At 56.0% G+C, this 12,629-nt stretch carries 12 protein-coding genes; 10 read left to right on the top strand and 2 right to left on the bottom strand.

The window, feature by feature from the left end; genetic code table 11:
* Positions 1-117: 117 nt before the first annotated feature.
* Positions 118-720, bottom strand: coding sequence for a cytochrome b (locus tag GWK63_RS04495; RefSeq protein WP_223846630.1), 603 nt, complete (start codon positions 718-720; stop codon positions 118-120).
* A 163-nt stretch (positions 721-883) separates the two neighbouring features.
* Here GWK63_RS04495 and GWK63_RS04490 point away from each other — a divergent pair, with 163 nt between their 5' ends.
* From GWK63_RS04490 to GWK63_RS04465, 6 genes are all read left to right on the top strand, one after another.
* Positions 884-1,579 (top strand): VIT1/CCC1 transporter family protein, encoded by a 696-nt coding sequence (locus tag GWK63_RS04490; RefSeq protein WP_034927481.1) that lies wholly within the window; start codon positions 884-886, stop codon positions 1,577-1,579.
* 77 nt (positions 1,580-1,656) lie between these two features.
* Positions 1,657-2,010, top strand: coding sequence for an ArsR/SmtB family transcription factor (locus GWK63_RS04485; RefSeq protein ID WP_034927484.1), 354 nt, complete (start codon positions 1,657-1,659; stop codon positions 2,008-2,010).
* A complete protein-coding gene (arsC, locus tag GWK63_RS04480; protein WP_034927487.1) occupies positions 2,007-2,429 on the top strand; it encodes an arsenate reductase (glutaredoxin) in 423 nt (140 codons plus the stop codon). The genes GWK63_RS04485 and arsC overlap by 4 nt, the downstream gene beginning before the upstream one ends.
* Complete coding sequence (locus GWK63_RS04475) at positions 2,429-3,724, top strand: arsenic transporter (protein ID WP_034927490.1); 1,296 nt, start codon at positions 2,429-2,431, stop codon at positions 3,722-3,724. Before arsC ends, GWK63_RS04475 begins: the two co-directional genes overlap by 1 nt.
* Positions 3,725-3,749: 25 nt before the next feature.
* Complete coding sequence (arsH, locus tag GWK63_RS04470) at positions 3,750-4,448, top strand: arsenical resistance protein ArsH (RefSeq protein ID WP_034927494.1); 699 nt, start codon at positions 3,750-3,752, stop codon at positions 4,446-4,448.
* A gap of 8 nt (positions 4,449-4,456) precedes the next feature.
* Entirely contained in the window at positions 4,457-5,536 is a 1,080-nt protein-coding gene (locus tag GWK63_RS04465; RefSeq protein ID WP_034927498.1) for an ArsO family NAD(P)H-dependent flavin-containing monooxygenase, read from the top strand.
* Positions 5,537-5,801: 265 nt separating this feature from the next.
* Here GWK63_RS04465 and GWK63_RS04460 read toward each other — a convergent pair whose 3' ends face one another.
* Positions 5,802-6,200, bottom strand: coding sequence for a MerR family transcriptional regulator (locus tag GWK63_RS04460; protein WP_003618791.1), 399 nt, complete (start codon positions 6,198-6,200; stop codon positions 5,802-5,804).
* A 73-nt stretch (positions 6,201-6,273) separates the two neighbouring features.
* On the opposite strand from GWK63_RS04460, the gene GWK63_RS04455 reads away from it, so the two are divergent.
* From GWK63_RS04455 to GWK63_RS04440, 4 genes are read left to right on the top strand one after another with little or no spacing between them, the layout of a single operon-like run.
* Complete coding sequence (locus GWK63_RS04455) at positions 6,274-6,924, top strand: cation transporter (protein WP_010516881.1); 651 nt, start codon at positions 6,274-6,276, stop codon at positions 6,922-6,924.
* Positions 6,917-8,359 carry a TolC family protein gene (locus tag GWK63_RS04450; protein ID WP_019088956.1) on the top strand — a complete coding sequence of 481 codons (1,443 nt, stop codon included), beginning with the start codon at positions 6,917-6,919 and terminating at the stop codon, positions 8,357-8,359. Before GWK63_RS04455 ends, GWK63_RS04450 begins: the two co-directional genes overlap by 8 nt.
* The gene (locus GWK63_RS04445) at positions 8,356-9,390 is read left to right on the top strand and encodes an efflux RND transporter periplasmic adaptor subunit (RefSeq protein ID WP_034932598.1); all 1,035 of its coding nucleotides are present in this window, start codon (positions 8,356-8,358) and stop codon (positions 9,388-9,390) included. The genes GWK63_RS04450 and GWK63_RS04445 overlap by 4 nt, the downstream gene beginning before the upstream one ends.
* The gene (locus tag GWK63_RS04440) at positions 9,390-12,524 is read left to right on the top strand and encodes an efflux RND transporter permease subunit (RefSeq protein WP_112210252.1); all 3,135 of its coding nucleotides are present in this window, start codon (positions 9,390-9,392) and stop codon (positions 12,522-12,524) included. Before GWK63_RS04445 ends, GWK63_RS04440 begins: the two co-directional genes overlap by 1 nt.
* Positions 12,525-12,629: the final 105 nt, after the last annotated feature.

The raw sequence follows: 12,629 nt of genomic DNA, 5'->3' as shown, positions 1-12,629 counted from the left end.
GGGGGGGGACAGCGGAACATCTGTTGTACAACGGAAGCCGAAAAAAGCTGACGTTGTTGGCAATCCAGCATCACGATGCTGCCCAATCATGAAAATCAGATAGGTTCCCGATCGCAATCACTGACTGAGTGAGGAACCCCGCGGCAGCATGCGTCCAAGCACTTTGTCTTTCAGGACAAACTGATGAAAAAGCGCCGCCGCGCCATGGCCTGTCGCAAGACCCATAATCAACCAGGCGTTCCAGTAATGTAGCGTCTGAAACCACGTCACGGTTTCCGCCGGGAACCGCGCGAACGGGGATGGAATCAGGAGGCCGAAAAAACTCATCGTCTGCCCGGCACCCCATCGCCAGAGATAGCCCAGCAAGATTTCCGCCAGAAGCAGCACATAGAGCGTGTACTCTGCTCCAAGGGCGAATACCCGGTCCACAGGCACGAGAAGGTCCGACAGATGCCGGCCTTTCGTCAGACGCCAGACAATGCGGAACACCATAATTGCGGTCAGCAGGATGCCGGCTGTCAGATGCGCGACCACCATCAGATGATGGACGGGTTTTGTTGGCCAGTTCCAGGTTTCGCCAAGAGCAAACTGAAGCAGCACCAGAAAGGCCGTCATCCAGTGAAAGATGATCGTCGGCCTGTCGTAACGCAGCAGGCTATCCGTGATGTCCGGCGTTGAATAAGGCATATACGTCTCGGCAAAAAAGAACCCTGAATCCACTTCCGTATCATGCTTACCTGACAGGATTCTGAACAGAACAGATTTTCCTAAAACATAAATAATATTGAAAATAACTCGCAATATCAGAATGAAATATCTGTTGTCGCGGCAAATGATGCATTTTAACCTTTATTTGTATTCACCAGAAGCAGCAGGTCATCTTATGTCGCGCCTCCATCCTTTGGCCGAACGTCATGCCGTCGAGAAACTGGGATGGCTGCGTGCGGCTGTTCTCGGCGCCAATGACGGAACGCTGTCGACCGGCAGCCTCATCGTCGGCGTTGCCAGTTCTCATGCGACACGCGGCAGCATTCTCATCGCGGGTTTGTCCGCACTTGTCGCAGGCGCCCTCTCCATGGCGGCGGGCGAGTATGTCTCGGTCAGTTCCCAGGCCGATTCTGAACACGCCGACATCGCCCGCGAGAAACAGGAACTGGTCACGGACTGGGAGGGCGAAGTCACCGAACTGGCCGGGATTTATCAGAAGAGAGGGCTGGATGAAGACCTCTCGCGCAAGGTCGCCGTTGCCCTCATGAAGCATGATGCGCTCGGTGCCCATGCAAGGGATGAACTGGGTTTGTCCGAGGCCACGGCGGCACGACCCATACAGGCGGCATTCGCCTCGGCAACCGCCTTTTCATCCGGAGCATTACTGCCCGTGCTGGCAGCTGTTCTGGCCCCCGTGGCGTGGGTATCCTGGGGCGTGTCCTTGACGTCCGTCGTGCTTCTCGCTGTTCTGGGGGTCGTTGGCGCGATTGCCGGCGGCGCAGCGCCTCTGCGCCCAGCACTGCGTGTGACGTTCTGGGGTATTGTGGCAATGATCGTCACGGGCGGGATCGGCCGCCTGTTCGGCGTGTGACGCCGCGTTCCAAGCTCTGAACGAGGCATGTCCTGGGTGGTCTTGACTTCATCCCATATATCCGTGATCGTCGATTTATGGATACAGAATCCGCACTCTCGGCCCTCAACGCCCTGTCCCAGTCCACGCGGCTGGAGATCTTCCGCCTGCTGGTGCGCCACGAACCGGACGGGCTGCCCGCCGGGGACGTCGCGCGGCACCTTGATGTCCCGCAGAACACGATCTCGGCCCATCTTGCCACCCTGACACGCGCGGGCCTGCTGACCTCGCAGCGCCACAGCCGGCTGATCGTCTATCGCGCCTGTCTTCCGAGCCTGCGGGGCCTGATGCTTTTCCTCGTCAGGGACTGCTGTGCGGGCAGCCCAGAACTCTGCGCGCCCCTGATCGCAAACCTGTCCTCCAGCTGTCCGTCCCCGGAATCCTGCCCATGACCGTCACCATCTACCACAATCCGGCCTGCGGCACGTCGCGCAACGTGCTGGCACTGATCCGCAATGCGGGAATCGCGCCCGCGATCATCGAATATCTGAAAACGCCACCCAGCCGTGCGGAACTGGTCGATCTGATCGCCCGTATGGGGGTTCCGGTGCGCACGGTCCTGCGGGAAAAGGGCACGCCCTTTCATGAACTCGGCCTCGATAATCCGGCCCTGAGCGATGATACGCTGATCGACGCCATGATCGCACACCCGATCCTGATCAACCGGCCCATCGTTGTCACACCGCTTGGCGTGAAACTCTGCCGTCCCTCCGAGGTGGTTCTGGACATTCTACCCACGCCACAGAAGGGTGCTTTCGCCAAGGAGGACGGCGAGAAGATCGTGGATGAGGCCGGGAAACGGATCGTCTGATGCTGGCCCTTGCCATTTTCATTGCAACACTGGTCTTCGTCATCTGGCAGCCACGGGGTCTGGGCATCGGCTGGAGTGCGATAGCCGGTGCCGCCGTGGCACTGGCGACCGGTGTCATCCACTGGCACGATATTCCTGTCGTGTGGCACATCGTCTGGGACGCGACCTTTACTTTTATCGCGTTGATCATCATCTCGCTGCTCCTGGATGGGGCCGGGTTCTTCCATTGGGCCGCCCTGCATGTCGTGCGCTGGGGCAAAGGGCGAGGCCGGACGCTGTTCCCGCTGATTGTGCTGCTGGGGGCGGCCATCGCGGCCGTGTTCGCCAATGATGGCGCGGCCCTGCTGCTGACACCGATCGTCATCGCCATCCTCACCCAGCTTCGCCTGAGCCCCGCCGCTTCGCTCGCCTTTATTATCGCGACCGGCTTTGTCGCGGATACAACCAGCTTGCCGCTGGTAATTTCCAATCTTGTGAACATCGTCAGCGCCAATTTCTTCGACATTCCCTTTGACCGCTACGCCGCGATCATGGTCCCCGTCGATCTGGCCGCCCTTGGCGCGACACTTGCCGTGCTGTGGCTCTGGTATCGGCGGCAGGTGCCCCAGACCTATCCCGTCGCCGAACTGCCAGCACCCGCCACCGCCATTCGTGACCGCCTTGTGTTTCGCGCGGCTTTTCCGCTGCTGGCCCTGGTGCTGGCGGCTTATTTCCTGACCGCGCCATTTCATATTCCGGTCTGTATCGTGGCTTGCCTGGCTGCCATTACCCTGCTGGCAGTTGCTGGATATGGAAGGGTCATTCCCATCCGTCGGGTGCTGCGCGACGCCCCGTGGCAGATCGTGATCTTCTCGCTGGGGATGTATCTGGTGGTCTACGGACTGCGCAATGCCGGGCTGACCGATCATCTGGCGGCGGCACTGGTCTGGCTTGGCCATCAGGGTCCGTTCACCGCCACGCTTGGCACCGGCTTTCTGGCGGCAGCCCTGTCGTCGGTTATGAACAACATGCCCAGCGTTCTGATCGGCGCGCTGGCGATCCAGCAGGCGCACGACATTACGCCTTTGACCCGCGATCTGATGGTTTACGCCAACGTCATTGGCTGTGACCTCGGGCCGAAATTCACGCCAATCGGCAGTCTCGCCACCCTGCTGTGGCTGCATGTGCTGGCATCCAAAAACCATCGGGTCACTTGGGGGCAATACATGACGGTGGGTCTGGTGATCACGCCACCCGTCCTGCTGGTCACACTTGCCGCACTGGCCTTGTGGCTGCCCCTGATCAGCCATCCCTGACAAGACCGAAGGATCTGACGGAACGATGTCCAAACCGGAAATGCCCGCCCTGCACCCGGAGTATCTCGAACAGGTCGATCTCGCACGATTGGAACCGCAACCACGGGTTGACCACCCACCACGCATCCTGCTGCTGTATGGCTCGCTGCGTCCTCGGTCCTTCAGCCGCCTGCTGGTGCTGGAGGCCGAACGCATCCTGAACGTACTGGGGGCCGAGACACGGGTGTTCGACCCAACCGGTCTTCCGATCGCGGATTCCGTACCGGCCACGCACCCGAAGGTGCAGGAACTGCGTGAACTCTCGATCTGGTCGGAAGGCCAGGTCTGGTGCAGCCCCGAACGCCACGGCAACATGACGGCAGTATTCAAGAACCAGATCGACTGGCTTCCCCTCACGGAAGGTTCGATCCGACCCACACAGGGCCGCACGCTGGCTGTCATGCAGGTCTCCGGCGGGTCACAGAGCTTCAATTCCGTCAACGCCCTGCGGGTGCTGGGCCGATGGATGCGGATGTTCACCATCCCTAACCAGTCCAGCGTGCCGATGGCCTACACCCAGTTCGGTGACGACGACCGAATGAAACCGTCTCCCCTTTATGACCGGATGGTGGACGTCATGGAGGAGTTGATGAAGTTCACTTGGCTGCTGCGGGACCGGGCCGACTACCTTGTCGATCGCTACAGCGAGCGCAGATCAGAACACCGCCTGCCTGAAAAGCTGTGAGCCGGGAAATGGCGGAACAGTTCGATGTTGTGATCGTGGGGGGTGGTCAGGCAGCACTCGCCGCCTCTTATTTCCTGCGCCGGGCCGGGCTGACCTATGTCATTCTGGACAACGGCGCACAGGCGGGAGGGGCGTGGGTGCATGGCTGGGACTCCCTGCATCTGTTCTCGCCGGCGTCCTACAGTTCGCTGCCCGGCTGGCCGATGCCAGACACACCGGATGGCAGCTATCCGACCCGTGACGAGGTGCTGGACTACCTGCGCCGGTACGAGGCGCGCTACACCCCGCCGATCCGCCGTCCTGTAACGGTCGGGCGCGTGGAACGGGCCGGTGGGAAATTCCTGAATATCCGCACAAACGCGGGCGATTTTCTGAGCCGCGCCGTCATCGGTGCGACCGGCACATGGTCGGCCCCGTTCATTCCTGATGTCGCGGGGCATGAATTCTTTGGCGGGACGCAGATCCATTCCGCGCACTATCAGATCCCCGCACCTTTTGCCGGTCGGCGCGTGCTCGTGGTCGGTGGCGGTAACTCCGGGGCGCAGATTCTGGCGGAAGTGTCACTGCTCGCGAACGCAACGTGGGTGACGCTGCAGGATCCGGTATTCCTGCCCGACGATGTGGATGGACGGGTTCTGTTCGAACGGGCGACCGCACGTGTCCTGGGCAACGCCGGCGCCATGCCGACAGGAGGCTTTGGCGATATCGTCATGGTGCCGCCCGTACGGGCCGCCCGGGAGCGCGGTGTCTTCCACGCGGTGCGCCCGTTCGTGCGCATGACGGCTACGGGCGTCGTCTGGCCCGGCGGACAGGAAGAAGCCATTGACGCGATCATCTGGTGTACAGGCTTCCGTCCCGCGCTCTCTGCATTTGCACCACTCGACGTGATCGAGCCGGACGGGCTGATCCACGTGAACGGGCAGCAGGCCATCAGGGAGCCACGCCTGTGGCTGCTGGGATATGGCTCTTGGTGCGGTCCCGCATCCGCAACCCTCCTGGGGGCGGGCCGTGTCGCGCGATCCATGATCCGGCAACTCACGGACTGGCTTGCATCACCGACACAGGATGTCCGCTTACCAAAACCTTGAGCGACTCTCTTTACGACCGACATGACGGCGACTGCCGCCTGTCTGCTCCTACATCACTGAGCAGACAGGCGGACTAGGGGGGGAAGCCGAATGTCTGCTTCAGAACTGGCCTGATCATAAACTGCCACCATGGGAGCACGTATAGTCCTTGAATTTTCCATGAGGATTTTTCAGATTCTGACACGTGAGGATGAGGCCGCATAACTATTTCGGGTAATCTTCCGTCAAATGCAGAATCGACTGGCTGCGAAAAAAGTCAGGAGAACTAATTATCAAACGGAGAAAGTGCTTCAATAATTCGGCATTCTGAAATATTACCTCCCCCGCATGATTCTATCATCGTAGAAAGTTCATGGCGCAATGCGATGAGATCCGCAATTTTGCGCTCAATTTCTGCCATATGGTCACGAGCAATTCTATCAACTGTCTTACAATCCTGGGTTCCCTGATCCGTTAGGGATAATAGAGCTCTTACCTGGTCTAATGAAAAACCCAGATCCCGAGATCGACGAATAAAAGACAGTCTCGCGAGTGCCTCATCATCATAAGTGCGATAATTGCCATCGGTCCGCTGTGGCGGAGCCAGAAGACCGATCCGTTCGTAATAGCGGATCGTCTCGACTTTGGTATTCGTCGCCTTCCCCAAGGCACCAATCGATCGCATTCCCTGCCTCTTGACCCTGTAGTTGCTACAGGGAGCATACATTAAAACAGATGATTCGTCAGGGAGGCGCTGGATGGCAGGAGGATGCTGTGGTGGATGCACAGATACGCCGCTACCAATCAATAAATCATGGCGGAGAGCGCTCCTGATCGCGCTTTTTCTCAATGCCAGCATGTTTGCCGTTGAAGCTGGGGCTGGCGTGTCGGTTGGATCTGCATCCGTACAGGCGGACGCGATTGATTTCCTTGGCGACAGCGCCAACTACGCAATAAGCCTCAGTGTTGCCGGAATGGCATTGCGATGGCGAGCTGGCGCGGCCTTTCTGAAAGGCCTGACCCTGTTCATGGCTGGGCTATGGGTAATGGCCAATGCTGGGTGGATAGTAATGAACAGCAACCATCCGCCTCACCCAGACGCAATGGGCGGCATTGGTCTGCTTGCCCTCGCGGTCAATCTGGCCTGTGCCCTCATATTATGGACACACCGGAAAGGTGATGCCAACCGCCGTTCTGTATGGATCTGCTCTCGTAATGATGCGATCGGAAATGTTGCCGTTGTGCTGGCAGCTCTGGGCGTGTTTGGCACTCGTTCTGCGTGGCCGGATATTGCGGTAGCTGCCATCCTTGCGATGCTTGGTATTAGTGGAGGTGTGCAGATTATGCGACAATCGAGAGTAGAACTAACAGATAACAAATCAGATATATCACGACATATCAATGTATAAATCATATAATACTCTAGAATATATTAAGCAGGTAAGGAGACGCACACGCTATAATGCGGCATTCATTCTCCTGATTTTTCCCCTGCTCTGTGGCTGTACAAATAGTGATCACTCAAATATTTCGCCGGAATCAGATGTCCAGAAATTTTCCAGCCGTCAATTTACGGATGCCGGATTGCAAGAATTCATTACAAAAGTTCTCGGACCAAACGTATCGAGTCAGGAAAACGCATGGGGCATCACTCGCCTGACGCTTGCTACCTTGTATTTTCATCCCGATATCCTTGTAGCTAAAGCTGAACTGGAAACGGCTCGCGCTGGAATCAAGACAGCCGGTCAACTGCCCAATCCCAGTTTCACGGTGCTGGGTGGCCCATCGGCTCATTACGTCGGCTACGGCGCGTCAATACTGATCGAATTTTTCGGCAGGCGTTATCACCGTATCAAAGAAGCCAGATATCGGGCTGCCGTCGCGCAATGGGAAGTCATCAATACTGCATGGAAACTACGCAGCGACACGCGGTCTGCTCTTCTCGGCGTCTGGGCTGTATCCGGGCGCCTCAAGCTTGTGGAAGAGACTGCGGCAGCTAAACGCGAACTCTTTACCCTGGAACAGGCACGTTTTGATCAGGGGCGAGCATCCGCTCTCGAAATATCGCAGGTACGGACGGAAATGATCCATGCCGAGTTGTCTGTCAGTGATCTGCGGCGCGAGTATGCCGTCCGTAAGGCAGCTCTGGCAGGAGCAATCGGGGTTCCTGCCGAAGCACTTGATTCCATTGCTCTTGATACAAAAGCATTTGATGTCTGTCCCGACCTCATGGAATACCGCGATTCACAGGACATGAGATACCAAGCCGTAATGCAACGCGCGGATCTGCGGGAACTTCTTGCGTCTTATGACGCCGCCCGACAGGCTCTACGGGTCGAAGTTTCCCGACGCTATCCCGATGTCACCATCAGTCCCGCCTATAACTGGGATATTTCAAATCGCTTTGAGGTAAATCCCTCTCTGCAAATTCCGATTTTCAATCAGAACGAAGGCCCCATAGCTGAAGCTGTTGGGCAGGAGCATGAGGCGGCGGCTCGTCTCCGGCGTGCAGAGAACACGGTGTTTAAGTCCATCTCGCAGGCTACGGCCAATTACCGCGGCACGACATCAATTCTGCTACAGGCGGATGAACTTGCCAAAACCGTACGGGTAAGGCTGAACCAGATGCAGCACCGCCTTCAGTCAGGCGCAATCGACCGACCAACGATGGTTATGACTCATATAGAGCAGATTCAAGCAGAGACCGCTCTTCTTGAAGCAGAAATTCAGCAACGGCAAGCCATAGGTCAGATCGAAGATGGCATGCAGCAGCCCATTTTTGATCACACCAGTGCCGCGCAGGTTTCCGGCCTGCTTGAAAATAACCAAAGGAACTCACCATGAAAGCGAGGGCCTTCTGGCTGCCTCTTGTAGGTCTTTCTGTCTTCCTAGTTCTAAACGTGGCGGACATTGCTATTGCAGATGATGATGATCCACCAGTTTCGGTTCTTGGCGAAGAGGCGACCGTGACGGTCTCCCCGGAAGCAGTTACGAAGAGTGGCATCGCTTCTGCACGACCCAGCATCGTGCCTTGGAGAAAGTTGGTTCCCGCCTATGGTTACGTTCTGAACGCAACACAACTTATCACTCTTGTTAGTGATTATGCTGACATGAAAGCGCGGCTGGAGAGCATGCAGGCACAGCAGACGCTTGCCCGTGCGAAACTCGATCGTGACAAAGGACTGTATCGCGACCGGCAGAATATCTCTCAGGAACAATTCCAGGAGACAACAGCCAGATTTCAGTCCAACTCAGCTATGGTAAAAGCAGAACAGGTCCGGGTGAATAACGCACTTAATATTATCAGACAGCAATTTGGTTCGGTCATATCTGACGCTACCGAAAAAAATACAATTTTCATTACACAGTTACTTCAACAACAAGTGGTCTTGGTCAAGGTGACCCTTCCACCAGATACGGATCTACCAACCCCACCAAGTCAGGCGGATGTGACCGATTATGGAAACACGGGTGGACACGGGACAATGCTCCACTATTTGTCTCCTGTAACCATGACCGATCCTGCTATTCAGGGGCGTAGCTTTTTCTATTTTGCGTCGGCTGAAAGTCAGCTTGTCGCGGGCATGAATGTTTCCGTTCTCCTGCCTACCGAAGAGGAACGTCCCGGTATCCGGATACCTGCATCAGCTATTATCTGGCTGCAAGGTAAGTCGTGGATATACCGTGATAACGGACACGGAAAATTTACACGCCTACCCCTTACGACCGACGTGCCGGACCGAGAAGGTGGCTACCTGATCCAAGATACTCCAGGACAAATCACACACGAAACGCAAATCGTCGTAGAGGGTACGCAATTACTTCTGTCTGAAGAATTCCGAGCTCAGCTTGAATCAGGAGACGATGACGACTGATGACGGGACGTTCTTTCAGCCTTCAGGCAGCTATTATCGGGTTTTCGATCCGCTTCCGGGGCGTGGTTATCGCAACCGCATGTCTGTTGTTCTTCTATGGCCTGTATGGCTTGAGACATGCCAGCTATGATGTGTTTCCGGAATTCATTCCGCCACGGGTCACGATCCAGACCGAAGCCGCTGGTTTTACGCCGGAACAGGTCGAAACATTGGTTAGTCGCCCAATGGAAATTGCCCTGACCGGCCTCCCGGGTATTCAGCGCGTGCAATCGACTTCGATTCAGGGACTGTCAGTCGTCAACGTCCTGTTTGCGACATCGACCGATATTTATCGCGCCCGGCAACTGGTCGGGGAACAAATGAATGTTGTTGCACAGCAATTGCCAGCCGGTGTTCATGCTCCGACTATGACGCCACTGACCTCATCCGCCGGTCTGGTACTGGTGATTGGTCTGACGTCGGAACAACAGTCCCTCATGCAGTTGCGCACGCTTACTGACTGGTCATTAAGGCCGCGTCTGCTGGCGTTGCCTGGTGTGGCTGGAGTCAGTGTGTTTGGCGGGGAGCGTCGGTCACTCCAGATACAGGTACATCCAGACCAACTCATCTTGCATCATATCGGACTTGATGACGTCCTTGCGGCTGCCCAGGAAGCAACTGGCATACAGGGGGCCGGCTTTATTGATACCCCGAACCAAAGAGTCGTTCTTCAGTCTGACGGTCAGGCCCTGACGCCAGAAAGTCTGGCCCGCACTGTGATTGTCCGCTCTGATAATGGTGCTGTCACACTGGGCAGTATTGCCACTGTAACTGAAGCCCCTATTCCCGCCTTCGGCGCGGCCAGTATCGAGGGAAAGACAGGCATTGTGGTTAATATATGGGAACAGTACGGTGCCAATACGATGGCTGTGACCCGGGAAATCGAGGCGGCACTTACCGATTTCCGCCCGCAATTGCAGGGACAGGGGATTACATTGCATGCTGACCTGTTCCGACCCGCCAATTTCATTACGACCGCATTGGGGAATGCCACACGAGCATTGCTTCTGGGCGGTTTTCTAGTGGTTGCCGTAATCTTTCTTTTCCTTTTTGACCTGCGAACCGCTGCAATCTGTTGCGCCACCATACCTTTGGCTATTCTGATAGCCCTGTCGTTGCTGGAGACACTCGGGGTTACTTTGAATGCCATGACCCTGGGGGGGCTTGCTATCGCCATCGGCGAGGTCGTGGATGACGCCGTGATCGGGGTCGAAAATGTTACACGCCGATTGCGTGAAAACCGGCTTCTGGTCCAGCCCGCATCTACAGCGCGCGTCGTACTCGATGCATGCGTTGAAGTCCGCAGTGCAGTGGTTTACGCGACCTTTGCTGTCATTATCGTTTTCTTGCCTGTCATCGCCCTTCCCGGACTTTCGGGACGACTGTTTGCTCCACTGGCAACAGCTTATGTTCTTGCGGTCATGGCTTCTCTTGCCGCTGCTGTAACCGTTGTACCTGCACTCTGCGCATGGCTCTTGGCGACGCCTGGAGAAACCCGGAGAGAGCCCCCCCTGGCAGGATGGACCGCCAGAGCTTATGAATGTCTTCTGGCCAGATTAATGCGCCATCCCCGATTTGTTATAGGCGGGATGATCCTGACCACCTTGATAGGGTTTGCGGCCCTTCCATTCCTTGAAAGCGATTTCATTCCTGATTTCAAGGAAGGTCACCTTATCATTCATATGACGGCTGCTCCGGGGACTTCCCTGGAACAGTCTCTGAAATTAGGTAGACAGGTTACAGAAAAACTTCGTCAGCTTCCCGAAATCCGTTCGGTTGCTCAGAGAGTCGGACGCGCCTCGCTGGATGAGGACACGTATGGACCACATACCAGCGAGTTTGAGGTTGATTTGAATCAGGTGGATGGGAAGGCTTCCCGACAGATTGATGCCCGCGTTCGCAAAGCGCTTGACGGGTTCGTTGGGGCCAGTTTTTCTGTCAGTAGTTTTTTGACGATGCGCGTAAACGAAACCCTTTCTGGTTCGTCTTCGGCTGTGGCAATCAATATTATTGGCGATGATCTGGATGTATTGGATATCCAGGCAAATAATATTGTCCGCATGTTGCATCAGATACATGGCGCAACAGATGTCCGGATAGAAGCACCCCCTGGTGTTCCGGAACTTGCTATTCGGCTACGCCCTGCTGATCTGGAGCGCTGGGGGCTTCGGTCGGCGGATGTACTCCGATCCATCCATACAGCCTGGCAGGGTGAAACCGTGGGGCAGATATACGAGCGTTCTGCGGCTTTTAATGTTATGGTTCGTCTTGATGACGCAAGTCGTAATGATGTTGCGTCTGTCGGCTTCCTGCCACTGCATACTGTTCACGGAAACTACGTACCACTCCGCGCTGTCGCAGACATATATGAGACGAACGGTCGCTATCAGGTGTCACATCTGGGAGCACAGAGAACACAGACTGTCACCGCAAATGTTACAGGACGATCAGCTCAATCTTTCGTTCAGGACGCACGCACGGCTATAGCAAAAAATATCAAACTGCCTCTTGGAACCTACGTTCAGTTTACATCCGCAGCGGAAGCTGAATCACAATCACGCAAGGAACTGTTTATAAATTCCGGGCTCGCTGCCATAGCGGTCATGATTCTGCTCTCAATAATCACACAAGGATGGCGCAATCTCGCTCTGATACTCGTCAATCTTCCCTTCGCATTTGTCGGCGGCATTCTGGCAATCATTGTTTCCGGCACAACGCTAACTCTTGGGGCAACAGTCGGCTTCGTTACTCTATTCGGGATTACGCTTCGGAATTCGGTGATGATGATTTCGCATTTTGAGACTTTGGTCGAGCGGGAACATCTCACATGGGGAGTAACAACAGCGCTCCGGGGGGCCAGAGACCGCGTCGTCCCCGTACTCATGACATCGCTCGTTACGGCGCTTGGACTGGCGCCTCTGGCTGTTGATATGAATGCGCCTGGGCGGGAAATCGAAGGACCTATGGCAGCTGTCATTCTTGGAGGGCTCATGACATCAATGATACTTAACCTGTTTGTTTTGCCTATTCTTGCTGTCAAATTTGGTAGTTTTTCTGAAAACGAAACGGGATTTCCGGAAACCTTGTTCAAGTGACAGGTATGGGCCACTGCTGCACAGAACTCCTTGAAGATTATGTCCGATATGCCAATAGAACCCAGAATGAAAACTGCTTCCGTATCACGCTCGGCCACCATTCGG

This window comes from Komagataeibacter rhaeticus, from assembly GCF_011611525.1.
Lineage (GTDB): Bacteria > Pseudomonadota > Alphaproteobacteria > Acetobacterales > Acetobacteraceae > Komagataeibacter > Komagataeibacter rhaeticus.
The sequence above is the reverse complement of the archived record's forward strand: the minus strand, read 5'-3'. Positions and strand labels throughout refer to the sequence as shown.